The organism is Amycolatopsis regifaucium (assembly GCF_001613935.1).
GTDB lineage: Bacteria > Actinomycetota > Actinomycetes > Mycobacteriales > Pseudonocardiaceae > Amycolatopsis > Amycolatopsis regifaucium.
This window is the reverse complement of the sequence record NZ_LQCI01000006.1, coordinates 1-22,808: the sequence shown is the minus strand read 5'-3', so window position 1 is coordinate 22,808 and position 22,808 is coordinate 1. Positions and strand designations below refer to the sequence as shown.

The 22,808-nt window shown below is 67.8% G+C and carries 21 protein-coding genes and 2 pseudogenes; 11 read left to right on the top strand and 12 right to left on the bottom strand.

All coding sequences use genetic code 11. The features are described from left to right. Positions 1-17: 17 nt before the first annotated feature. The 6 genes from AVL48_RS08670 to AVL48_RS08645 are packed head-to-tail and all read right to left on the bottom strand — an operon-like array spanning position 18 to position 8,009. Entirely contained in the window at positions 18-353 is a 336-nt protein-coding gene (locus tag AVL48_RS08670; RefSeq protein WP_061986935.1) for a CU044_2847 family protein, read from the bottom strand. Between the two features lie 10 nt (positions 354-363). After that, positions 364-1,653 (bottom strand): ABC transporter substrate-binding protein, encoded by a 1,290-nt coding sequence (locus AVL48_RS08665; RefSeq protein ID WP_143104998.1) that lies wholly within the window; start codon positions 1,651-1,653, stop codon positions 364-366. Further along, positions 1,650-2,738, bottom strand: coding sequence for a hypothetical protein (locus AVL48_RS08660; protein WP_061986932.1), 1,089 nt, complete (start codon positions 2,736-2,738; stop codon positions 1,650-1,652). Before AVL48_RS08660 ends, AVL48_RS08665 begins: the two co-directional genes overlap by 4 nt. Continuing rightward, positions 2,735-4,162 (bottom strand): VWA domain-containing protein, encoded by a 1,428-nt coding sequence (locus AVL48_RS08655; RefSeq protein WP_061986930.1) that lies wholly within the window; start codon positions 4,160-4,162, stop codon positions 2,735-2,737. Before AVL48_RS08655 ends, AVL48_RS08660 begins: the two co-directional genes overlap by 4 nt. Before the next feature lie 14 nt (positions 4,163-4,176). Next, positions 4,177-6,420, bottom strand: coding sequence for a serine/threonine-protein kinase (locus AVL48_RS08650; protein WP_061986928.1), 2,244 nt, complete (start codon positions 6,418-6,420; stop codon positions 4,177-4,179). After that, entirely contained in the window at positions 6,417-8,009 is a 1,593-nt protein-coding gene (locus AVL48_RS08645) for a S1 family peptidase (protein ID WP_061986926.1), read from the bottom strand. Before AVL48_RS08645 ends, AVL48_RS08650 begins: the two co-directional genes overlap by 4 nt. Positions 8,010-8,266: 257 nt before the next feature. Between AVL48_RS08645 and AVL48_RS08640 the strand changes: the two genes are divergently transcribed. Next, the gene (locus tag AVL48_RS08640; RefSeq protein ID WP_061987120.1) at positions 8,267-8,755 is read left to right on the top strand and encodes a DinB family protein; all 489 of its coding nucleotides are present in this window, start codon (positions 8,267-8,269) and stop codon (positions 8,753-8,755) included. A 122-nt stretch (positions 8,756-8,877) separates the two neighbouring features. On the opposite strand, the gene polA is transcribed toward AVL48_RS08640, so the two are convergent. Next, positions 8,878-11,619 (bottom strand): DNA polymerase I, encoded by a 2,742-nt coding sequence (gene polA / locus AVL48_RS08635; RefSeq protein WP_061986924.1) that lies wholly within the window; start codon positions 11,617-11,619, stop codon positions 8,878-8,880. Between the two features lie 223 nt (positions 11,620-11,842). On the opposite strand from polA, the gene AVL48_RS08630 reads away from it, so the two are divergent. Both AVL48_RS08630 and AVL48_RS40710 read left to right on the top strand, forming a co-directional pair. Beyond that, positions 11,843-12,271: a PaaI family thioesterase gene (locus tag AVL48_RS08630; protein ID WP_061986922.1), complete on the top strand. Its 429-nt coding sequence runs from the start codon at positions 11,843-11,845 to the stop codon at positions 12,269-12,271. Between the two features lie 58 nt (positions 12,272-12,329). Further along, positions 12,330-12,996 (top strand): annotated as a pseudogene (locus AVL48_RS40710) (type 2 periplasmic-binding domain-containing protein); the annotation flags it as partial. Here AVL48_RS40710 and AVL48_RS08620 read toward each other — a convergent pair. Then, positions 12,962-13,688 (bottom strand): annotated as a pseudogene (locus AVL48_RS08620) (alpha/beta hydrolase family protein). The pseudogenes AVL48_RS40710 and AVL48_RS08620 sit on opposite strands and share 35 nt — an antisense overlap. A gap of 445 nt (positions 13,689-14,133) precedes the next feature. Next, positions 14,134-14,277: a hypothetical protein gene (locus AVL48_RS39970; RefSeq protein ID WP_005159379.1), complete on the bottom strand. Its 144-nt coding sequence runs from the start codon at positions 14,275-14,277 to the stop codon at positions 14,134-14,136. On the opposite strand from AVL48_RS39970, the gene AVL48_RS08615 reads away from it, so the two are divergent. The 5 genes from AVL48_RS08615 (at position 14,276) to AVL48_RS08595 (ending at position 19,008) form a co-directional block, all read left to right on the top strand. Beyond that, entirely contained in the window at positions 14,276-15,313 is a 1,038-nt protein-coding gene (locus tag AVL48_RS08615) for a branched-chain amino acid ABC transporter substrate-binding protein (protein ID WP_244162632.1), read from the top strand. The two genes, AVL48_RS39970 and AVL48_RS08615, sit on opposite strands and share 2 nt — an antisense overlap. A gap of 114 nt (positions 15,314-15,427) precedes the next feature. After that, entirely contained in the window at positions 15,428-16,399 is a 972-nt protein-coding gene (locus tag AVL48_RS08610; RefSeq protein ID WP_061986918.1) for a branched-chain amino acid ABC transporter permease, read from the top strand. Further along, positions 16,396-17,535, top strand: coding sequence for a branched-chain amino acid ABC transporter permease (locus tag AVL48_RS08605; protein ID WP_061986916.1), 1,140 nt, complete (start codon positions 16,396-16,398; stop codon positions 17,533-17,535). The genes AVL48_RS08610 and AVL48_RS08605 overlap by 4 nt, the downstream gene beginning before the upstream one ends. Then, positions 17,532-18,305: an ABC transporter ATP-binding protein gene (locus tag AVL48_RS08600; RefSeq protein WP_061986914.1), complete on the top strand. Its 774-nt coding sequence runs from the start codon at positions 17,532-17,534 to the stop codon at positions 18,303-18,305. Before AVL48_RS08605 ends, AVL48_RS08600 begins: the two co-directional genes overlap by 4 nt. Next, a complete protein-coding gene (locus AVL48_RS08595) occupies positions 18,295-19,008 on the top strand; it encodes an ABC transporter ATP-binding protein (protein WP_061986912.1) in 714 nt (237 codons plus the stop codon). The genes AVL48_RS08600 and AVL48_RS08595 overlap by 11 nt, the downstream gene beginning before the upstream one ends. Before the next feature lie 43 nt (positions 19,009-19,051). On the opposite strand, the gene AVL48_RS08590 is transcribed toward AVL48_RS08595, so the two are convergent. Both AVL48_RS08590 and AVL48_RS08585 read right to left on the bottom strand, forming a co-directional pair. Further along, positions 19,052-19,588, bottom strand: coding sequence for a DUF4352 domain-containing protein (locus AVL48_RS08590; protein WP_143104997.1), 537 nt, complete (start codon positions 19,586-19,588; stop codon positions 19,052-19,054). Beyond that, complete coding sequence (locus AVL48_RS08585; RefSeq protein ID WP_061986910.1) at positions 19,585-20,178, bottom strand: hypothetical protein; 594 nt, start codon at positions 20,176-20,178, stop codon at positions 19,585-19,587. Before AVL48_RS08585 ends, AVL48_RS08590 begins: the two co-directional genes overlap by 4 nt. 31 nt (positions 20,179-20,209) lie before the next feature. On the opposite strand from AVL48_RS08585, the gene AVL48_RS08580 reads away from it, so the two are divergent. Both AVL48_RS08580 and AVL48_RS08575 read left to right on the top strand, forming a co-directional pair. Further along, positions 20,210-21,031, top strand: coding sequence for a LysR family transcriptional regulator (locus AVL48_RS08580; protein ID WP_074038302.1), 822 nt, complete (start codon positions 20,210-20,212; stop codon positions 21,029-21,031). A 141-nt stretch (positions 21,032-21,172) separates the two neighbouring features. Then, positions 21,173-21,475 carry a DUF6506 family protein gene (locus AVL48_RS08575; RefSeq protein ID WP_061986906.1) on the top strand — a complete coding sequence of 101 codons (303 nt, stop codon included), beginning with the start codon at positions 21,173-21,175 and terminating at the stop codon, positions 21,473-21,475. On the opposite strand, the gene AVL48_RS08570 is transcribed toward AVL48_RS08575, so the two are convergent. Continuing rightward, complete coding sequence (locus tag AVL48_RS08570) at positions 21,472-21,951, bottom strand: MarR family winged helix-turn-helix transcriptional regulator (protein ID WP_143104996.1); 480 nt, start codon at positions 21,949-21,951, stop codon at positions 21,472-21,474. The genes AVL48_RS08575 and AVL48_RS08570 overlap by 4 nt on opposite strands. A gap of 83 nt (positions 21,952-22,034) precedes the next feature. Here AVL48_RS08570 and AVL48_RS08565 point away from each other — a divergent pair, with 83 nt between their 5' ends. After that, entirely contained in the window at positions 22,035-22,676 is a 642-nt protein-coding gene (locus tag AVL48_RS08565; RefSeq protein WP_061986904.1) for an FMN-dependent NADH-azoreductase, read from the top strand. The last annotated feature ends 132 nt before the right edge of the window (positions 22,677-22,808 follow it).

Genomic DNA, 22,808 nt, shown 5'->3' with positions numbered 1-22,808 from the left:
GGGGGCCTTCACGACCCTCAGCTCCCGGCAGCGGTATCGGGCTCCCGGACCCACTTCAGCTTGACCTCGAAGTTCCCCTCCAGCCCGGTCTTCGCGATCACCGCGCCCGCCTGAGCGGTCAGCTTCACGCCGAACTTGATCTCGACCTCGTCCGGTCCCGAGGTCATCGACCGGAACGTGGCCAGCGCCGACGCGGCCGCTTCCCGCACGTTCGTCAGCGCCGCTTCGAACGATCCCTTGGCGTCCTCGATCAGGTCATCGCGCCGGGAGACCCGGGAGGTGCCGGGGACGGGGTCGATCTCGACGACCACCGAACCGCCGCCTTCGAGCGGGAACCGCGCCAAGTCGTTCACCGATGCTCCTTCACTGTCCACAAGGGATTCTCAACCATTCGCCGGACGGGACGCTTTGCCGGATTCCGTCGAGTTGACTCAGCAGGATGTCCAGCCGGTCCCGGTTGCTCAGGTACTCGAGAACGGCACGGTGAAACGCGCCGGTCATGGTCGCGGGCATCAGGTCGGAGGCGTCGAAGCACAAGGCGGGCGCCGAGGTGAGGGTTTCCGCGATCTTCCGGCTCACCTGGTCGGTGTAGACGTCGGAACCGAGCTTCCGGTTGGCCGAGAACGCGCTCGCGCGCGGGATCGACGGCCACATCCGCTGTGCCTTTTCCGAAGCCAGGTACTGGATCAGCTTCCGCGCCGGCGGGGTGTCACGGAACATGCCCGCCAGGTCGGCGGCGACTTCGGAGACATCGCGTCCGGGGAACCGGAGGAAGTCGAAATCGGTGCCGGCGCGGGGAGACGTCCCGTCCGCCCGTTTCACGTCCTGGTAGCGGCTCATGATGAACGACGCCTGATGTTCGAGCACGCAGCCCGGCGGGTTGGTGAACATCGGCTTGCCCGCGTCGCCGAAATCGGTCAGCAGCGCGGCGGCGGCCCCGCCGCGGATCCCGGCGGGGTCGATCAGCGAACCCCAGTCCAGCCAAGCCTGTTTGACCTCCGGTGACGTCCACTTCAGACTGCCGGAGGCCCATTGCCGGTATTTCTCCGGCCCCGCCGAATGCAGGAAGATGTCCTCGATCCAGTCGGTTCCCGGCCAGCCCGACGTAGGCGGAGCACCCATGCCGACACACCACGGCGTGCCGCCCGCGGCCGTCAGCCCGCCGGCGAACGTGCGGAGACCGTCGAACGTCGTCGGGCGGATCCCGGTCAACCGGGCCGGGTTGTACCAGATCACGCTCTTGAGATCGGCCTTCACCGCGACCGCGTACAGCTTCTGGGTGCCGATCTTCTGCAGCGCCACCCATTGCGGGCTGAAGGAGTTTGCCATGGTCGCGGCGAGGTCGTCGTCGAGCGGCAGCAGGTCGCCCGACTTCTGGTATTTCGCCAGCACACCGGCGTTCGGCAGGACGGCGACGTCCGGTGGCGTGCCGCGCTGCACGTCCGAGGCGAGCACCTGGTCGACGGCGCGAGTGCCCTGATAGAGGTACTTGACGCCGGTGTCCGCCTTGAACGCGTCCAGCACCTGCCGGAACGCGTCCGCCTCGGGGCCGGTCCACGACGCGAGGACGACGACGGTGCCGCCGTCGGCCGACGCCGAGCAGCCGCCCGCGAGCAACGACAGCGCCATCACGAACGCCAGTAATCGTTTCACGGGCGGTACCGGTATTCGTCGATCCGGCTGTGCAAGCCGAGCAGGACCAGTCCGCCCGCGAGCAGGGTGCCCGCCGGGATGAGGTACTCCCGTCCACCGGTTTCGGCCGCTCCCGAAGCGTCGGCCGCCACCGCCTTCGCGCCCGCCGTGGCCACCCGCGTGTTGTCCGTCGCCACCGTCGTGGCCTGCCGTGCCTTCGCCCGGAATTCGTCGACGGTCACACCGCATCCCTGCTCCCTGTCGCAGAACTCGGTCAGCAGGTCGGCGAGCCGGAGCTGACCCGCCTCGTCGGCCGCCTGGATCTGCGTGTTCCGCGCCTCGGCGACCGCGTCGAGCCGCTCCCCGACCGAGTCCAGCCGGTCGCGGCTGACCACGGTGAACACCAGCGCCACCCCGATCGCGGCGATCAGCACGGTCGCCGCGAGCAACGGCACGTTCGCCATCCGGCGGAACCGCTTCCTCAGGTACAGCTGGGTGTGCACCAGCAGCCCCAGCAGAGCCAGTATCGGAAGGAGCCACAACGGGAGCATCGCGAGGCTGACACCGGTCGACGACAGTTGCGTGGCCAGCGCCTCACGTTGCTTGTCCTGCAGCAATTCCAGCTCGTCGAGGACCCCGCCGGGGGCGTGCAGCAACCGCGAGGCGTGCCACAGGTCGGCCGCACCGAGCACCGCCGCGTCCAGCTGGCGGAAATGCACGTCGGCCTGCCCGATGGAACCCGAATAGGCCGCCACCTGACTTTCCACCACCTGCAGTCCGTTGCCGCCGGGTGCGCCCGCCTGGTTGAACTCCGCGACCCGAGCGAGGCTCTGGCTCGCCAGCGCCAGCTGGTTCGAGTACTCCTGGCCGGGCCCGGCGAGTCTCGCCTCGCCCGAGGCGAAACTGGCGACCGCGGCGGCGTCGGCGGCCACCAGCGCGGCCCGCGCGGCCGTCACCTCGAGTACCGCTTGCGAAGTCCGGTCGCGGACCGTTTCGGCGGCGTTCTGGACGCGGTGGAACGCCCACATCGACACCACCAGGACGACGAGGGTCAGCGCCAGCAGGCCGGCGCGGAGCCGCACCAGCCGCACCCGGGTCGCCGTCACGAAACCACCTCGTCGAACGGTCTGCCGCAGCCGACGCAGAAGTTCGCCCCGGCGGGAGACAGCGCGGGGCAGTCGGCGCAGGCGACCGGCGGCGCCTCGGTCCGGGAATCGGGCATCGGCCGATCTTCCTGTTCGGACGCGATTTCCGAAACCCTCGAAGGGATAACGACGTGCAGAGCGTGGCTTCGGGTCGCGTCGGCGCGCAAGCGTACGACGCCTTTCTTCGCGTCGATGATCTCCACGACCCCCGCGAGACGGCCGAGCGTGTCTTCGTCGCTCGCGGCGGCGGCCAACGTGGCCGCCCGGCCCCAATGTTGTTCGGCCCCGGCCTGGTCACCGGCCGCGTAGGCGTCGCCGCCCGCGGTCAACGCTTCGCCGAGATCGGCCTGGGCGGCGTACTTCGAGATCATCGGGTGAATCAGCGTCGGCGGGATCGGGTCGTGTGTCCACCGGCCCGCGATGGCCAGCGCGTCCTCCTCGACCATGGCACCGGGGACGGGCACGAGTTCCGTCCACGCCAGCTGCCTGTCCTGCCCGTGGCTGGGTTCGAGATCCGGATCGAGGTCCAGGATCACCTGGTAGTCCCGTGTCTCGTCGCCGGCGAACGAACCGAGCGAAAGCTCGACCTCGCGGACGGCGATCTCCTGGCACCGGTCGGTGAGGTCGTACTCGTCCGGGAACACCTGCTTGACCGACCGCAGCCTGCTGAACGGCATGGTGCCGATGCGCAACCGGACCTCGGGCAGCACCTTGGTCATCGCGCTCTCGACGAGGTTCCGGAAATCCTCGGCGAGTTCGTCGTCCTCCACGACGGAGTCGACGTTCCCGCGCAGCACCCTGGCGATCTGGACGAGTTCCGCCGGCTCCCAGCCGTCGCCGAGCCCCCTGGCGTCGCAGACGAACCGGCCCTCGCAGCTGTTCAGCACGCTCATCAGATCGGCCCTGGTCTGTGAATCGTTGCGGCCGTCGGTGAGGAGGATCGCGTGGCGGACGGCGTCCGCTTCTCGGGCGAAGAGGTCACGGGCCTTGGCCAGCCACGCGCCCATCGCGGTGCCGCCGACCGCCGCGAGATGCTTGACCGCGGCACGCGCTTCGGCCCTGGTCCGCTCGGAAGCGGTCACCAGGCCCTCCTCGGCCGGGTAGATCAGCTTCGCGCGGTCGGTACCTTGGATGACGGCGAAGCGCACACCGTCGGGGAAGACGTCGATAGCGGCCGTGGCGGCACGCCGGGCCTCGCCGATCTTGGTGCTGGGGAAACGCATCGAACTGGAGCAGTCGATCATCAGGATTTCGGCGGCGGTCCTGGCGACGGTCGCTTCGCCGCCACGGGACACGACCCGGACGATCGCGGTCATCGCCCGGTCCCCCTCGGCCAGGAACTTGTTCTGGTGCACTTCGAGCCCCAGCCTCGGCTCCCCGCTCATCGTTCGTTCCCCTTTCACACCAGGGTCACCGGTCTCACCGAGTTGGCGAGATCGATCAGCACGTCGTGCAGTTCGGGCGTCGGCGCGTGATGGGCGAGCCGCCGGTACGACTTGTCCAGCACCGTGCGCGCGCCCGTCTCGTCCGCCCGCAGGATCGCGCCGTCGGTGATCCCGTCCTGTCCGACGAGCACGCCGGCAAGCCCGGTCTCGCGCACGGCCGTCCTCAGCCGGTCGGCCGCGTCACCGTCGAGGTCCAGGGCGGTCAGCCGGACCACCGCCTCGTCGAGCTCCGCCGATACCGGGAGATCCCCCGTCCCGGGCATCGGCGCGGACAGCACCCGTACCCCGGCGATCCGCGCCGCCTCGTCGTAGCGGGAGAATTCCGGTACCTGGTCGAGGATCTCGACCGCGGCGGCGCGGTTACCCCGCAACAGCCGGACCCGCGCGAGCCCGAACGCCGCGCTGACCTGGGTCCGGTCCCGTGCCCACAAGGCGTCGTAATACCGTTCCGCGGCGGCCACGCCGTTGAGGTGCTCCTCGCAGAGGCCGAGCGCGAGTTTCGGCGGTTCCTCACCGGGGATGTCGCGGTAGACGGCGTCGAATTTCTCCTTGGCCGCGGCGAAATCACCGGAGCCCAGAGCCAGCAGGCCCCGGTGCCAGGCCACGCGCCAGTCATGGGCGGCGCGATCGCCCAGCAGCCGTTCGGCTTCGGCCACCGCCAACGCGGCTTCCACGGTCGCCCCGAGTTCCAGCCGCGCCCGGCACCGGCGGAACTCGACCTCGACCGAACTCGGCGCCTTTTCGAGTTTCTTCAGCAGCCGCGCCGCGTCAGGGGCGCGGACGGTGCGCAGGAAGCCCACCTGCGGATCGTCCGGATCCTCCCTGGGCAGTGGCAGGCCGACGGCGATCTCCGCGGCCGTCGGCCGATCGCCGAGCGAGACGCGGCGCCCGCGCGTCCAGTGTTCCAACGGCGGCGCCTGGCCAAGTCCCGCGTCGAGCAGGACCGCCCCTTCGGTGAACAGCGTCGACCCGGCGGGCCGGGATTGCCTGTCCCGCAGGGAGAGGATTTCGGCGAGCACGCCGTCGAGCTGGACGAGCATCTCGTGCGCGGTCGCGAACCGCCGCTCGAACGGGGCGGTCGCGCGGTCGAGAACACGGACGAAGGATTCGATGCCGAACCGGACGCCGCGCGCGTCGGGAGTGACCGACCAGCCGTCGCTGGCCTGGAAGAGCTCCCGCAACGTCATGCCAACGGTGTGGATGTCGGACCGGACGGTGAGCCCGTGTCTCGCCCGTTCTTTCGGCGGCACCTGGTAATGCTCGGTCACGACGGCCGGGCTTTCGTCGTCGGAGATCTTGCGGATGGCCCCGAAATCGATGACCTTGATCCGCTTCTCGCCGTGGATCACGTTGTCCGGCTTCATGTCGCAGTACAGCAGGCCCTCGCCGTGCAGGTAGTCGAGCGCGGTCAGGATCTCCCGCCCGTACGCCACGACGTGCTCGACCAGCAGCCGTCCCTCGCTGGAATCCAGCCCGGCCCGGCCGCGGTTCTTGATCTCCCGCAGGGAAAGGCCGTCGACGAACTCCATGACGATGTAGCGGAGGTCGTGATGCTCGACCACGTCGAAGATCCGGACGATGTTCGGATGCTCCAGCGCGGTGAGCACCTGGCTCTCGGTCTCCGCGATCCGCACGGCGGCGGTGTTGTTGGTGTTGATCAGTCCCTTGAGCGCGACATACCGGTCGCCGAGTCCGGAATCCGTTGCCAGATAGACGAAACCGAGTCCGCCGCGGGCGACGCAGCCGAGGACGTGGTACCGGCCGTCGACCACGTCGCCCGCCGCGAGCTTGGGCGCGAAGGAGAACGGTGTCCGGCAGACCGGGCAGAATCCTTCGAGCGGCGCGGGCCCGCCGCCGATGGAGCGGCCGACCGGGGTGCCGGTGCAGCCGAGTTTGCCGCAGAACCGTTCGTCCTCCGGGACATGCGGCTCGGTCAGCAGACGGCCCGCGACGTCGGGGAGTTCGACGAGCGGCAGCGGGACCCGGTCGTCCGCGGTCGCGTGGCCGGCCATCTGCTGGGACCGGGTGACCACCGTGCTCGTGATCCTGGTCGGCGCCTCACCGGGACCGGGGATCACCAGTGTCGGCTTTTCCCGCCGCACCGGCTCTTCCGGCGTTCCGGGCGGCAGCCCGCACACCTTGCAGAAACCGGTCTTGCCGAGCACACCGTGGCAGCCGTTCCGTCCGCAAGCCGTCATCCGTCGATCCGTTTCCGTACGGTGTTCGCGTACTGCTCGACGGCGGCCGACGCGGCCCCGAGGTCGCACGGTCCTTCGAAGAGCATCCGCCAGGCGGGAGCGTAGGCGGCATCGAGTTCGACGTCTTCGACGAAGCCACTGTTACGGGCCATCTCGCCGTACGCGTCGAGCCGGGCGCGAAGTTCCGCGCGCCGGGAGAGGTTCTCGTCGAGGAGGCGACGCAGGTCGCGGGCGCGTTCCACGGTCCTGGCCACGGTCCGCTCACAGGCGGGCAGATGCCGTTTCACCCAGTCGGGTTCACCGTCCCGCTCCGCTGACCGCAGTTGCGTCACCGCACCCTGCAGCCGCCGCGCCCTGGCCTGTGCGTCCGGGGCGTCGGTGAAACGGGGCGCGTCACCCAGGTTTTCCTTCTCCAGCCGGGCGAGTTCGGCCAATCGGGTCTCCAGCAGGGTGAGGCGGCCTTCGATGTCGTCCTCGTCGGCCGGCGAGGCGCCGGTGCTCGTCCGGACCTCACTCACCATCGGCGAACTCTCGTTGCGGAAGGCGAGGGCGAGCCGCAGTCCGAGGTCGTGCACGCGGTGCGCCAACGGGATCAGGACCTCGCCGACAAGCTTCTCCGGTTCGGCCGATTCGTCGATGCCGTAGACGACCACGGTCCGGCCGGAGCCGTGACGGCCCGCTGCGACGTCGAGCCGCTCGGCGATCCGGTGGCGTACCTCGTCGGCGGTCTTGCCGACCGCGTCGACCGCGAGCACGACACTGCCGACCGGCGGCACCGTCGGCCCGGACGCGCTCCGTCCCGCGCCCCGCTCCCGGTCGGCGAGCACGACGGCGCGGCGCAACGAGGCGGCGATGGCGGAATCGTCCTCGCCGGTGATGATCACCCAGACGTCCGACCCGCCGTGCCCGCCGAGCCAGCCGGCGAACTCGCGCGCGAACGGTACGTCGATGGCGGGCGGCTCCGGACAGTACACGAAGCTCGGGTCGATCGCCGGGCTTCCCTGGGCCCAGCGGCGCAGTTGCGGCAGGTAGCCGAGCATGGTCTCGACCGGGATCATCCAGGAGACCCGGGCGGCCTCGGTCGCGTACCGGGTGGCGACCATGCCCACGACGTGCCCGGTCTTGTCCGCGACCACCGCGGCACCGCTGAAGCCGTGCGTGATCGGCTCGGCGTCGGAAGTGCGATGAAGCTGGACGCGCTCGAGACCGTGCCCGCCGTCGCCGACGACGGTCGCCAGCGACCACATGCCGTCCGAACCCTGCGGGAAGCCGTAGGCGCGGACGCGCTGGTTGTCTTCGAGCGCCGTCCGGTGCAGCGGAGCGCCGTCGACCTGTTCCTCCGGGTCACGCAACCGGAGCAACGCGACGTCCCCGCCGTCGTCCCCGATGGGCGCCGCATGCGCGACAATCGTGGCGAATCCGGGCTCCACCCCGGGAAGCGCCACGAAATCCACCGTTATTTCGTCGTGGCCTTCGATCACATGAGCGCAGGTGAGGAGGTGTTCGTCATCGAGCATGGTCCCGGCGCCCAGGATCCGCCCACGACGATCGCGCAGCCGCACCCGCCAGCGTCTGCGCTCGGAAGTCACTCAGCCGACCCTACCGACCGCAAGTGGTAATGAGGGTTTTATCGTCGATTTCTTCATTGACCCACGCTTGACCGGGTCATAAGATCACGACGGCGTAGTCACCGGATCTTCCCGGTGCCAGACCTCGGCCGCGGTGTCCACTTCTGCCCGCCTCGACACGCCTCCCTCGAATGCTCCGGCGCTCCCTACTTCCGGGCGTCGGCCTCACGTAAGACGGCACAGCTTCTTCGACCCTGCGAAAAAACGGAGTGAAACCCTTGCCCACCACCAGCATCACCGACGGCGCCGAACGAACGCTGCTCGAGAACACGCTCGATCGCAACCGCGAAGCGCTGATCGAGACCGCACGCGGCCTCTCCGAAGCGGACGCTCGCCGACGGCTCGTCGCGTCACTGACGACGCCGATCTCCCTGCTCAAACACGCCGCAGCCGCCGAACGGATCTGGTTCCAGCGATTCTGGGCCGGTCTCAGTGAAGCGGAATGCGACGGATACTCGGCCCGGGACAAGGGCACCTTCGCCGTCGAGGACGACGAGTCCCTCGCCGACGTCATCGCCGAATTCGAACGCGCGAGCCGACGCTCACGGGAGATCGCCGCGCGCTTCGACCTCGACGACACCAAGGACATCCCCGGTGAAGGCACCATCAGCCTGCGATGGACCTTGCTCGCCATGATCGAAGAATTCGCCCGGCACGCGGGACACGGCGACATCCTGCGCGAGCAGATCGATCAGCCGACCTCGTGAGGGGTGATGACGGTTCCGGCCAAGGAAACTCGACCTTCACACCTTCCCCAAGTACATGATGGCCCCCTTCCTTGCGCCTAGCGCAAGGAAGGGGGCCATCATGTACTTCACCTCAGCGAGGCCTAGTGCGCGGCGTCGTTCCAGGACCGGCCGTACCCGACGGAGACCTCGAGCGGCACCGCCAGCTCGTAGGCCGAGCCCATTCCCTGGCGCACCAAGGCTTCCAGCTGCTCGCGCTCGCCGTCGGCGACCTCGAGGACGAGTTCGTCGTGGACCTGCAGCAGCACGCGGCTCTTCAGCTTCGCCTCGGTCAGCGCGCGGTGCACGTTGAGCATGGCGACCTTGATGATGTCGGCCGCGCTGCCCTGGATGGGCGCGTTGAGCGCCATGCGCTCGGCCATCTCACGACGCTGGCGGTTGTCGCTGTTGAGGTCCGGCAAATAGCGGCGGCGGCCGAAGATCGTTTCCGTGTAACCGACCTTCGCCGCGTCGCCCACGACCGAATGGAGGTAATCGCGCACGCCGCCGAAGCGGGAGAAGTACGCCTCCATCTGTTCTTTGGCTTCTTCGGTCGAGATCCGCAGCTGCTGCGAAAGGCCGTACGCCGAAAGCCCGTACGCCAGGCCGTACGACATCGCCTTGACCCGGAACCGCAGTTCCGGCGTGATCTCCTCCGGCGGCAGCGAGAACGCGCGCGACGCCACGAACGTGTGCAGATCCTCGCCGCTGTTGAAGGCCTGGATCAGTCCTTCGTCCTTCGAGAGGTGCGCCATGATCCGCATTTCGATCTGGCTGTAGTCCGCCGTCATCAGCTCGGCGTATCCGTCGCCGACGACGAACGCGTCGCGGATGCGGCGGCCTTCCTCGGTGCGGATCGGGATGTTCTGCAGGTTCGGGTCGACCGAGGAGAGCCGTCCGGTGGCGGCGATCGTCTGCAGCAGCGTGGTATGGATGCGGCCGTCGTCGGCGACCGCCTTGATCAGGCCTTCGACCGTGGTGCGCAGCCTGGTCGCGTCCCGGTGCTCCAGCAGATGCTGCAGGAACGGATGCTCGGTCTTCTCGAACAGGCTCTGCAGTGCCTCGGCGTCGGTGGTGTAGCCGGTCTTGGTGCGCTTGGTCTTCGGCATGCCGAGCTCGTCGAACAGGATCACCTGCAGCTGCTTCGGCGAACCGAGGTTGACCTGCTTGCCGATGACCGCGTACGCCTCCTCCGCGGCCTGGGTGACCCGGCCGAGGTAATGCGCTTCCAGGTCCGTCAGGTGTTCGATGTCGACCGCGATACCCGCCGCTTCGAGCCCGGTGATGACCTGCAGCAGCGGCAGTTCGAGTTCGGCGAGCAGCTGCGCGCCACCCAGTTCTTCGAGTTCCTTGGTCAGCGCGCCGGCCAGTTCGGCGACCGCGCGGGCCTTGACCAGCTCGGCCTGGATCTCCTTCTGCTCCATGTCCTCCGCACCGCCGTCGAGCAGCGACAGCTGCCCGTCGCCGTTGTCGGCTTCGGAACGCAGCTCGCGGTGCAGGTAGCGCAGCACCAGGTCGTCCAGCTCGAACGTGCGCTGGCCGGGACGGACCAGGTAGGCCGCGAGCGCGGTGTCCATGACGAGCCCGGCGAAGGCCCAGCCGCGTGCGCGGACGGCGTGCAACGGGATCTTGAGCTCGTGGCCGATCTTCTGGATCTTCTCGTCGGCGAGCCAGGCGGTGAGTGCCTTGTCGTCCTCGGCGTCCATCGCGGTGACGTCGACGTACGCGCCTTCGCCGTCCGGCGCCGCGAAGGTGATCGCCTTCAGGTCGGAGCGGACCGAGGCCCCGGTGGTGCGGAACGCCAGGCCCACCGGCTCGTCTTGACCGGTGTGAGTGGAGAGCCAGTCCCTCAGCGCGCCCGGGGCGAGCTTCGCACCACTGACCTCGAAGCCCTCTTCGGCCTCGGGCTCGGCGCTCTGCAGGGTCGCGAAGAGGCGGTCACGCAGGACGCGGAACTCGAGCTCGTCGAAGAGCGCGTGCACGGCCTCGCGGTCCCAGGGACGCAGTTCGAGCGCGGACGGGCCGAGCTCCAGCTCGACGTCGCGGATCAGCTCGGTGAGCTGGCGGTTCAGCATGACCGCGCCGAGGTGCTCGCGCAGGGCGTCACCGACCTTGCCCTTGACCTCGTCGACCCGGTCGATCAGGTCGTTGAAGGAGCCGAACTGCCTGATCCACTTGGCCGCGGTCTTCTCCCCGACGCCGGGGATGCTGGGCAGGTTGTCCGAGGGGTCGCCACGCAGCGCGGCGAAGTCCGGGTACTGGGCCGGGGTGAGGCCGTACTTCTCCTCGACCGCCTCCGGGGTGAACCGGGTCATCTCCGACACGCCGCGCTTCGGGTACAGCACGGTGACCTGGTCGGTCACCAGCTGGAGCGCGTCGCGGTCGCCCGTACAGATAAGGACGTCGAAGCCTTCGGCGGTCGCCTGTGTCGTGAGCGTGGCGATGATGTCGTCGGCTTCGTAGTTCTCCTTGGTCAGCGCCGGGATGCCGAGGACCTTCAACACATCCTCGACCAGCCCGACCTGGCCCTTGAACTCGTCCGGCGTGGCGCTGCGGTTGGCCTTGTACTCCTTGAACGTCTCGGACCGGAAGGTCTTGCGGGAGAGGTCGAACGCCACCGCGAGGTGGGTCGGCGCCTCGTCGCGCAGCAGGTTGATGAGCATCGAGGTGAACCCGAACACCGCGTTGGTCGTCTGCCCGGTCTTCGTCTTGAAGTTCTCCGCGGGCAGGGCGAAGAAGGCGCGATACGCCATCGAATGGCCGTCGATCAGCAGCAGTTTGGGCCGCTCGGCCTGTGCGGTGGCGGGTGTGGCGTTGGCAACGGTCGTGTTCTCACTCGGGCTCACGAGAGCGAGTCTAGGGTGAGGGTCTGACAGTCCTGCCTGTCGTGCCTGTTGCGGGCTGTCGGCGGAGCCGCTCCGCCTCTCTCGACACAGGAACCCGCCAGGCCGGAGGCCCCGCGATGAGGACGGCAGGGCGCCGTCTGGGCAGGACGTGAGAAAAACTCGGTAACGTGCGCCCTGGCGACGCGATCGTGGTCGCGGGTGCACGAACGTTAAGGAGCTCTGCGTGACCGAACAAGCCCTCGAATCCTTCGCCGGGATCGACCCGGCCTTCGCCGGCCAACAGCTCAACGACAAGCTCGGCCTCGAGATCAGCGAACTCGGTCCCGAACGGGTCGTGGGCAGTATCCCGGTAGAGGGCAATCTCCAGCCGTACGGCCTCCTCCACGGCGGCGCGAACGCCGTCGTCGCCGAGGCGCTCGGATCGCTGGTCGCCGCGCTCAACGCGGGCACCGACAAGGCGGCGCTCGGCCTCGAACTCTCGTGCACCCACCACCGGGCGGTCCGCTCCGGCCGGGTGACCGGGGTCGCGACGCCGGTGCACGTCGGCCGAGGGACCATCACCGCGGAGATCGTGCTGACCGACGACCAGGGGCGTCGTTCGTGCACCGCGCGGCTGACCTGCATCGTGCGGGAGCGGCCGCCGGGTACCTGAGCGCGGGGTCCTGGCGTGAGATGAAGGACGCTTTCATAGCAAATTTCGCAATGAAAGCGTCCTTCATCGCACGACCCGGTCCGTCGAACTGACTCCCGACGGTGACCGCTTCCTGCCGCACGCGCGTGAGCTGCTGCGCGCCTCGGACGCCGTCGTCGCGGCGAGCTGGTGCGCGAGGAGATCGACCTCGCCTTCGGCCGTGTCGCCGACCTCGGTCGCGAAGTACCCGCCGAACTCGAGCACCGGCTCGTCCACCTCGAACCGCCGCTGGCGGAGCATCCCCTGGCGGAAAACGACGTACTCGAACTGTCCGACCTCGCGAAAGAAGGCATCTGGATCCCGCAATTGGCGGCCCGGTCGAATGGCTTTCTTATTTGCAACGCCTATGCAAAGAATTCGGCGTCCCGATCGACGATTCAGGCGTCAGCTACGACCTCAGGCACACACTGGAACAAACCCGTTACGGGAAGCGACGGGTGACCCTCGCCGACGCCGACATGGACCTCGCCTCCGACCTCGATCTGCGGGTTCTGCCTTTCGAACCGTCGCCGTTGTTCCCGTGGTCGGTGGTGTGGCGGCGCGGCGAAGGCCTGGCCCTGCGGCGCCTGCTGGCGCTCGCGGGCCGGACCAGTCACGAAGAGGGTTGGTGCGCCTACGATCCCGAGCGGTCCTGGCTGCCGGACGACGACCTCAGACAGCTAAGTGCCGGGCGAACCAGCGGGTGAGTCCGGCGTCGACGAGCCGGGCGTGCGCGGTCTGCGGCGCCGGTTCGAAGCCCGGTGCCTCGGCGAACCCGTGCGCCATCCCGGGGATGGTGACGAGTTCGGATCGCCGCTCCCCCAGCGCCTTGTGCAGCGCTTCGGCCGGTTCGATGATCGAGACGTCGTCCTCCTCGCCGATGACGAGCAGGACCGGCGCGCTCAGTTCTTCCGCCCGCCGCACGTAGTCGTACTCGTAGACGCGCTCGTTCGCGGCGATCACCGGAGCCAGCTGGGTCACCGGGTTCACCAGCGCCGACGCGGCCACCGCGAGCTCGGGGTGCGTCAGCAGCTGCAGCGCGACCGCACCACCTGGTGAACCACCGACCAGCCCGATGGGGCCGTCCTCAATGGACAAACGAAAGCGCAGCTCCGCCAGCGCCGCCGGGAACTCCGCCTCGACCTGTCTGGTGAGTGGTTCGACGACGTTGAGCACGTTGTCCTCGCTCGCCAGGCGGAAGAAGCTTTCGAAACCGCCTTCCGGGAAGCGTCTGCCGGTCAGCGGCAACCCGAGGTGCACCCGCCATCGCCGCGTCGCTGAACGGCGCGCCCAGCAGATGCCAGGTGAGCACCACCGGCGCGGGGCGCTTCTCCTCCGACGGCGGCACCGCCACGAACGGGACTCCCGCGGCCATGCCTTCGATCGTTTCGACGCTCATCTTCCTGCTCTCCCAGTCCTCGGTTTCGGCTCTGGATACAGCAAATCCCGAGGCCAGGGCCGGAATCCAACAGCCGTTGGGACTTCGGTGACAACCGTCGGTTGTCAACCCCGAAGGAGAAGGAGGGCACCATTGACGCCCTTTGGGGCAGCATTGCTACGGCGAACGGACGCCCACGAAGGTGGGGAAAAAGCCCAAGATACGCGCCTGAAACATGATCATTACCCACGAGCATGATCGACGTGGTAACGGTGAATCCCCAGCGTGACCAGCGGAGACTCGCCAACCGGCAACATTCGCCTTTTCGTGCAATTCGTTCTGGTTTCGACCGTCACGATGTGGACACAGAGTGATGGGCGCCTGTGCAGATCATGGCGTAGGGGGATATCTTCCTGCCCTAACCTAGCCCCTGTGTCGGGGGCAACGCCTACCGGCGGCTGGTTGGTCATGGGAGGTAGTCGGTGTCAGGAGTGCGTTTTGGACGGGTATTCGCCGTCGCGGCGGCTGCATCGCTTGCGCTGGCAGGCTGCGCTGGCGGCAGCAGCTCGTCCGGCAGCGGTGACAGCAGCACGCTGAAGATCGGGTTCATGGGTGACCTCACCGGTGAGAACTCCGGGATCGTGATCCCGCCCCGCAACGGCGCGAAGCTCGCTATCGACGAGTACAACAAGACGAACCCGGCGACGAAGCTGGAACTGAAGGAGTACGACAGCCAGGGCAAGCCAGAGCAGGCGACGTCGCTGATCGCGACCGCCGTCGGCCAGGACAAGATCACCGCGCTGATCGGCCCGGCCTTCTCCGGTGAGTCGAAGGCCATCGGCGGTCAGCTGGAGCAGAACAAGATCCCGAGCGTCTCGCCCTCGGCCACCAACGCGGGCCTCGCCTCGAACGGATGGAAGTACTGGCACCGCGTCGTCGCGAGCGACGCCAGCCAGGGACCGGCGATCGCCAACTTCCTCGTCACGGCGAAGTCGCCCAAGAAGGCCTACGTCATCTCGGACGACCAGGAATACAGCGTCGGCCTGGCCGACAACTTCGAGAAGACCTTGAAGGAGAAGAACGTCCCGAGCGAGCGCGACAAGTTCGCCAAGGACGCGTCCGACTACTCCTCGACCGTGCAGAAGGTCAAGGCCGCGAACCCGGACATCATCCTCTTCGGTGGCTACTACGCCCAGGGTGGCCGTCTGCTCAAGCAGCTGCGTGACGGCGGCGTGACCGCCACCTTCGCGACCGGTGACGGTTCGCTCGACGCCCAGCTGATCAGCGGTGCGGGTGCCGCGGCCGCCGAGAAGGCCGTCGTCGGCTGCCCGTGCAACATCCCGGACGCCGGCTCCACCGACGAGTTCAGCACCAAGTACAAGGCCGCGTTCAACGTCGACCCGGCGATCTACTCGAGCGAGGGCTACGACGCCGCGACCGCCATCATCAACGCGGTCAAGGCGGGCGCCAACACCTCGGAGAAGATCAACGAGGCCCTCAAGACGGTCGACTTCAAGGGTGCCTCCAAGCAGATCAAGTTCAAGGAGAACGGCGAACCGTCGACGGACGCGATCAACATCTACCAGGTCACCGGTGGTGTCCTGAAGAACCTCGGCGTCTCGACCGAAGCCAAGCTCAACGGCTGACGGAGCAGATAGGAACACCTAACGGAAGCGGGGGCGCTGTGCGGGCACAGCACCCCCGCTTCCCGCAAATGTGGCGAAAGAAATCCTCGCCCCGTCCCGTAAGGCATCCACGTCATGCTTCAAGATCTGCAAGCCCAGTTCCTCGGTAGTACCATCGGCGGACTGGTCGCCGGAAGTATTTACGCCCTCATCGCCCTCGGCTACACAATGGTCTACGGCGTGCTCCGGCTCATCAACTTCGCACATTCCGAGATCTTCATGATCGGGACGGTCACGTCCCTGTTCGTTTTGATCACCATCGCGGGCGGCACCGCCCCGCTCACGCTCGGCGTGTTCGGGATGATCGCGGTACTGCTACTGATCATCATCGCTTCGGCCGCCGTGTCCGGCGGTGCGGCGGTCCTGCTGGAGCAAGTGGCCTACCGGCCGCTCCGCAAGAAGGGCGCGACCCGGCTCGCCGCCCTGATCTCCGCCATCGGCGCCTCGCTGTTCCTCCAGGAACTGTTCGGCCTCGAGATCATCGAATGGATCACCGGCAAATCCGGCCGTGTGCAACAGAACGCGCCGCGGTTCATCCCGCACGAGGAGCTGTTCCACATCGGCAACGGCGTGGTCCGCACCGACCACGTGTTCGTCGTCGTCGGGGCCGTGATCATGATGATCGGGCTCGACCAGCTGGTCAGCCGCACCCGCATCGGCCGAGGTATCCGCGCCACGGCGCAGGATCCCGAAGCAGCCGTGCTGATGGGCGTCAGCATCGACAAGATCGTGCGCCTCACCTTCCTGCTCGGCGGCGCGATGGCCGGTGTCGCCGCCGCGCTGTACGTGATGGAGTACGAGAACACCGACTACCGCATCGGATTCCTCCTCGGTATCAAGGCGTTCACCGCGGCCGTGCTGGGAGGTATCGGCAACCTGCGCGGCGCTCTGCTCGGTGGCATCGTGCTCGGCTTGGTGGAGAACTGGAGTTCCATCTTCTTCGGTTCGGCTTGGAAGGACGTCACCGCCTTCGTGGTACTGGTGCTGGTCCTGATGTTCCGTCCCACCGGCATCCTCGGTGAATCGCTGCAGCGGGCACGCGCATGAAGGGCAACGAAGAAGTGGCTGAAAAGTCCCCAGAGAACGGAAAGCCGACGCGCGCCGGCTTTCACCCCGTGGACGGTATGCGGGATTGGTGGGCACGCGCCCCGCACTGGCAACGTTATGGCGTGTACCTCGCCCTGATCATCGGCGCGCTGATCCTTCCCGCGCCGGCGATCGGCTCGGTCATGTCGCCGGAATCGGACTGGACCACGGTCCTGATCTTCCCGGTCGGGGTGTACATCCTGCTGGCGATCGGCCTGAACATCGTCGTCGGTCACGCGGGCATGCTCGACCTCGGTTTCGTCGCGTTCTTCGCGATCGGCGCCTACACGCTCGCCGTGATGGGCACCCAGCACGGGTGGGGATTCTGGGGCACGCTCGTGCTCGGCGTCTTCCTGGCGGCGATGTCGGGGGTGATCCTCGGTGCCCCGACGCTCAGGTTGCGTGGTGACTATCTGGCCATCGTGACCCTCGGCTTCGGTGAGATCGTCCGGATCACCGCGACGAACACCGACGCCATCGGCGGTGCCCGCGGTATCACCAACATCCCGCACCCGGAGCCGATGTTCGGGACCGAGTTCCTGCTCGACCCGGCGCCGTACTACTACCTGATCGTCGCGGCGATCGTGATCGCGATCATCTTCTCGGTACGGCTGCACAAGAGCCGGGTCGGCCGGGCGTGGGCGGCCATCCGCGAGGACGAGGACGCCGCCGAGCTCATGGGTGTCCCGACGTTCAAGTTCAAGCTGCTGGCGTTCGCCATCGGCGCCATGCTCGGCGGGATGGCCGGTGTGGTCTACGCCAGCAAGGCCGTCTTCATCGAGCCGAACAACTTCCCGTTCATCCTGTCCGCGACCATCCTCGCGGCCGTGGTGCTCGGTGGGGCGGGCAACCTGCCCGGCGTCATACTCGGCGCCTTCCTGGTCGCCTGGCTTCCGGAACGGTTCCGGTTCTTGTCCGAGTACCGCATCCTGATCTTCGGCGGCGTGCTGGTGCTGATGATGGCCCTGCGGCCGGAGGGTCTGCTGCCGTCGCGGCAGCGCAAGGCGGAACTACACGAAGGAACGGGCGGGATGGGTGCCATGGGCGCCGAAGTCGCGGGTCCGGATTCCGAGGCTTCGGCGGAGGTGACGAAATGAGCGCGCTGCTCGAATTCGACAACGTGACGATGCGCTTCGGCGGTGTCACGGCGTTGAAGGAGGTCAACCTCACCATCAACCAGGGTGAGATCTTCGCCCTGATCGGCCCGAACGGCGCGGGCAAGACCACGGTCTTCAACGTGGTCACCGGCGTCTACCAGCCGACCGAAGGCCAGGTGCGCTTCAACGGCGGCCAGGTCAGCGGGATGAAGCGGTTCAAGATCAACCAGGCCGGGATCGCCCGCACCTTCCAGAACATCCGGCTGTTCCACAACATGTCGGCGCTCGAGAACGTGATGGTCGGTGCCGACTCGCACCACAAGACCGGCGCGATCTCGGCGACGCTGGGCCTGCCCGTGCACCGCAGGGAAGAGAAGCGGGGCCGCGAGCTGGCGAGGGAACTACTGGACTTCGTCGGCATCGGGCGCGTGGAGCACCACACCGCGAAGAACCTCTCCTACGGCGACCAGCGCCGTCTGGAGATCGCGCGTGCGCTCGCGACCGACCCGAAGCTGCTGCTGCTCGACGAACCCGCCGCCGGCATGAACCCGGCGGAGAAGAACTCGCTGCAGCAGCTGATCCGCAAGATCCGTGACGACGGCCGGACCGTGCTGCTCATCGAGCACGACATGAGCCTCGTCATGCACATCAGCGACCGGCTGGCCGTGCTCGACTTCGGCCAGAAGATCGCAGAAGGGCTCCCCCAAGAGGTGCAGAACAACCAGAAGGTGATCGAGGCTTACCTGGGGGTGGCGGAAGATGCTTCTTGAGGTTCAGGACATCAACGTCCACTACGGGAAGATCGCCGCGCTCAAGGGAATGAGCATCGGCGTCGACGAGGGTGAGATCGTTTCGCTCATCGGGGCCAACGGTGCCGGCAAGACCACGACGTTGAAGACGATCTCGGGCCTGCGTCCGCTGACCAGCGGCCGGATCCTCTTCGACGGCAAGGACATCTCGAAGACGCCCGGCCACAAGCGGGTCGAACTCGGGATCGGCCAGTCACCGGAAGGCCGGGGCGTGTTCCCCGGTATGACGGTGCAGGAAAACCTCCTGATGGGTGCCTACACCCGCAAGGACGACCTGAAGGCCGACCTCGACGAGGTCTACGAGCTGTTCCCGCGGCTGGACGAACGCAAGACCCAGTTCGGCGGCACGATGTCCGGTGGCGAGCAGCAGATGATCGCCATCGGCCGCGCGCTGATGACCAAACCCAAGGTGCTGCTGCTCGACGAGCCGTCCATGGGTCTGGCGCCGATGTTGATCGCGCAGATCTTCGACATCATCCGCGAGATCAACAAGCGCGGGACCACGGTCCTGCTGGTGGAGCAGAACGCGCAGCAGGCGCTGAAGCTCTCCGACCGCGCGTACGTGCTGGAGACCGGTCAAGTGGTCAAGAGCGCCCGCGGTGCCGAGCTGCTGGACGACCCGCAGGTGCGGGCCGCCTATCTCGGTGGCGACCTCGGCGTCTGACGCCTGGGCAAGGGCCCCGTCGCTTCTCGCGGCGGGGCCCTTTTCATGCCAGCTTGACGTCGGTGCCGGTCAGGTTCTTCATGTCGGTGAGCGTCGGGCCGCCGAAAGCCCGCAGTGCCACGGGTTTCGCCTCTTTCGGAAGATCGAAGTAGAGATCGAACTCGACCCGCACCCCGCGCCCGAGTTCGAACTTCTCCGGCTGCCGCTTGATCGTCATGGCCTGGTTGTCGACCGCGATCACCGCCCCCGAATCGGTGATCAGCTGCTGGCGCCGGGTGTCGAAGAGGATGCCGGACAGTCCTTTTCCGGTCACCACCAGGCGCAGCCGGACGAACTGTCCCTTGGCCTCGAATTCGGTGTGGCTGCCGGTGAGGCTGGGGAGCCCGGCGGCCAGTCCGATCACCGAGAACTCGGTCTCGCCGTTCGTCGCCGGTGGCAGGTGCAGTGCGGTCTCGTCCGGCCGGACCTCGCGTGAGGGCAGGTCGTAGACGGCTTTCGGTGGTGCCTGCCGTGGTTCGCCGCCGGAGCACCCGGCGAGCAGGAAGAGGGCCGTCGCGGCCATGGCGAGGCACTTTCTCATCCGACGACCTCCACGCTCAAGTACGGCCATCCATCGACGTCCGGCAGGTGTAGCGGGCCGGTCTCCTTGCCTGGCAGGAAACGCACCGTCGTGCCGGTCGTGCCGTCGTCCGCGATCGGCGTCAGATCGGTGACCGGGACACCACGTTCGTAACGCTGGGTCCAAGAGCCGTTGCGGCGCCGGTTGGTGTGCACCAGCCAGTCACTCAGCGCCGCCACGACCGACACGCCGCGACGCGGATGACCGTCCGGGAGCCGTTGCGCGCCGGGGAGATCGAAGAAGCGCAGATCCTTGGTCGACATGACGGGCTTCTTCACGAAGCCGCCGTGCCCGTCGGCGCGGGTGTTGGTGCCCCTCCCGTCGTCCGCCACGGAGACCGAGCCGTCGGGATGGACAGTGACGACAGCACGCCCACCACCCGTGCTTTCGGCCTCCTCGGCCGCGTAAGCGAGCACTTCGAGGACGAGGTGTGCGACCCCGCCGGGCGCGAACTCCCCCGGGTTCCGGCGGACCAGCGCCAAATGCGCTGCGTCCACCGAACCGGTCCAGTCGTGCGTGGGGTCGCGCCGTCGGGCGTCTGCGTCACTCACCCTGACATTCTCCTACGGCTACTGTGCCGCTGTGGAGTTACGACGTCTTCGATATCTGTGCACCGTGGTGGAGGAAGGGCATCTCACCCGGGCGGCGGAGCGCCTCGGTATCCGGGCATCGTCGCTCAGCCAGCAGATCATCGCGCTGGAACGGGAGCTGGACGCGAACTTGTTCGTCCGGACCCAGGCGGGGATGACTCCCACCGCCGCCGCGCTGGCGCTACTCCCCCACGCCCGGCGGATACTGGAAGAGGCCGAACTCGGCGCGCGGGCAGTCCGCGACACCGTGGGCCGACCGCTCCGCATCGGCGTGACGCCGGGCGCGCCGCCCGCCGTCCTGGCGACCCTGTACGCCGAAGCGGCGGAGATCGAAGATCTGTCCGCCGCACGGCAGCTCGAACTCCTCCGCCGCGGCGGGCTCGACGCCGGTCTGCTCGCTTTGCCGGAAGACGTGGACGGTCTGCGGGCCGCCATCGTGAGCGAGCGACCGTTGGGTGTGCTCGTGTCCGTCGCTCATCCCCTCGCACGGCTCGACGAAGTGAGCTGGGTCGACCTTACTGGGCTCGACCTCCTCCTGTACGAACGAAAGCTGGCCCCGGGCTACCACGACAGGCTGCTCGCGGACTGCGTGGCGGCGGGCTGGCGACCGGCCCACGTACGCGCCGGACCGCCTCGGCGGTCGCTGTTCGTCGCCGAATTGCGGCACGGCGGCGACGTCGTCGCGTTGCGTCCCCGGGAAGAACCTGCCGAAGGCCTGCGCTGGCTGCCGCTGCGGACTGCGCCTGTCGTCCGGCACGCGCTGGTGTGGGATCCGGCGCACGAGTGTTCGGATCGGATCGCGGCGCTGGTATGACAGCGCCCACAGCGGCTCTCCGCGCCACCCCGCCCGACCTCTGCTGTTCGGTGCTCCCGAACAGCCGTTCGGATCCGCCTCGTGGACGGCGCTCTCGGTTGGCGATTACCTCATGGTGTCCGAGAGCGAAGGAGAATCGTCATGCGACAGTGGGGTTTCGTGTACTTGGCCGATGGCTGCGACCCGGCCCGGGACGTGTCCCGTGTGGACAGTGGGAAGTGCCTGACGGTGCTGATCGGTGTCGGCCGCGTGGAGCAGGTCGTCACCGCGGCCCGGCAGCTGGTCGACGAGGGGGCACAGCTGATCGAGCTGTGCGGCGCGTTCGGTCCTGTGTGGACGGCGCGGGTGATCGAAGCCATTGGAAGTGCGGTTCCGGTCGGGAGCGTCATGTACGGCGCCGAAGCCACGAAACAGCTTCACGACCTATTCGACCTCGGGGCCTAGCAGTTGTCGACGTGCACGGCTTCGGTGCAGGCGGCGGGCTCGGCGTGACCCGCCGCTTGGTACAGCAGGGTGTAGAGCGTTTCGCGCTGACCGTTGTCGAGCGCGCCGAGCACCTCGTCTTCGACCGCGGCGAGCGCGAACTCGGCTTTGACGAGTTGCTTCATCCCGACGTCGGTGAGTTCGACGATATGCCGCCGCCGGTCCTCCGGTGACCGCCTGCGCTCGATCAGGTTCGCGGACTCGAGGTCGTTCAACAGCCCGACGACGTTCGTGCTGTCCATCTCCAGTGTCTTCGCGAGGTCCTGCTGCGAACAGCCGCCGAGGTCGCGCAGCACGGTCAGCGCGACGAGATGCCGGGGCCGCAGGCCGAGCGGGGTCAGGACGGACTCGCTGCGCAATCGGATCCGGCGGGTGACGTGGTCGAGCAGCGCGCCGCAGCGATGCGGGGGCTGGTTCACGACCGGGAGTTCGGGCACTCGTCAAGTGTACGTTCCCGCATGATGACCACCACAGCATCAATGGTTTGCGTTACGCAAACTATCTGTGCAAGATAGTAGACATGACGAACCTGCTGCACATCGACTCGAGCATCACGGGCGAGCACTCGATCAGCCGCCGCCTCACCGCGCGGGCGGCCGCCGCCTGGCGCGCCGCGCATCCGGAAGGCACCGTCACCTATCGCGACCTGGGTGCCGATCCGCTGCCGCACTTCGACGCGGTGAGCAACGCGGCCAGGTCGGTGCCACCGGAGCAGCACACCCCTGAGCAGGCCGCGGCCTGGCGGCTCATCACCGAACTGGTCGAAGAGGTCAAGGCGGCCGACACGATCCTGCTGGGTCTGCCGCTGTACAACTTCGGCCCGCCGAGCACGGTCAAGGCCTGGGTCGACCATCTGATCGTGCCCGGGCTGACGATCGACGCCGAAACCAGACAAGGTCTGCTCGGCGGCCGTGACTTCATCGTCGTGACCTCACGCGGCGGCGGTTACGGCGAAGGCACTCCGCGCGCCGGCTGGGACCACGCGCAGTCGTGGATCCCCCACGGCGTCTCGCTGACCGGCCTCGAACCGAGGTTCGTCACCGCCGAACTGACCATGGCGAAGGTCAATCCGGCGATGGCGGACCTCCTCCCGCTGGCCGAAGCCAGCCAGGCCGAGGCCGAACGCGCCATCGACGCGTTGTGGACGCCGGTGGCGGCCTGAAAGGGCGAAGGTGAGGGGTAAGCAAAATGGCGTGATCGGCTGATTGCCGTGAAGGCCCCCTTGCTTACCCTGAAGGTAGGGAAGGAGGCTTGGGTTCACGGGGTCGTTGCAACACTGATTGTGGTTGGAGGT

Excerpts from the sequence above, each read along its gene's own strand:
- AVL48_RS08590 (WP_143104997.1), bottom strand. The coding sequence starts at position 19,588 with ATGAGAAAGTGCCTCGCCATGGCCGCGACGGCCCTCTTCCTGCTCGCC.
- AVL48_RS08615 (WP_244162632.1), top strand. The coding sequence starts at position 14,276 with ATGGGTGACCTCACCGGTGAGAACTCCGGGATCGTGATCCCGCCCCGC.
- AVL48_RS08575 (WP_061986906.1), top strand. The coding sequence starts at position 21,173 with ATGCGACAGTGGGGTTTCGTGTACTTGGCCGATGGCTGCGACCCGGCC.
- AVL48_RS08565 (WP_061986904.1), top strand. The coding sequence starts at position 22,035 with ATGACGAACCTGCTGCACATCGACTCGAGCATCACGGGCGAGCACTCG.
- AVL48_RS08610 (WP_061986918.1), top strand. The coding sequence starts at position 15,428 with ATGCTTCAAGATCTGCAAGCCCAGTTCCTCGGTAGTACCATCGGCGGA.
- AVL48_RS08600 (WP_061986914.1), top strand. The coding sequence starts at position 17,532 with ATGAGCGCGCTGCTCGAATTCGACAACGTGACGATGCGCTTCGGCGGT.
- AVL48_RS08595 (WP_061986912.1), top strand. The coding sequence starts at position 18,295 with ATGCTTCTTGAGGTTCAGGACATCAACGTCCACTACGGGAAGATCGCC.
- AVL48_RS08650 (WP_061986928.1), bottom strand. The coding sequence starts at position 6,420 with ATGACGGCTTGCGGACGGAACGGCTGCCACGGTGTGCTCGGCAAGACC.
- AVL48_RS39970 (WP_005159379.1), bottom strand. The coding sequence starts at position 14,277 with ATGAACCCGATCTTCAGCGTGCTGCTGTCACCGCTGCCGGACGAGCTG.
- AVL48_RS08655 (WP_061986930.1), bottom strand. The coding sequence starts at position 4,162 with ATGAGCGGGGAGCCGAGGCTGGGGCTCGAAGTGCACCAGAACAAGTTC.
- AVL48_RS08605 (WP_061986916.1), top strand. The coding sequence starts at position 16,396 with ATGAAGGGCAACGAAGAAGTGGCTGAAAAGTCCCCAGAGAACGGAAAG.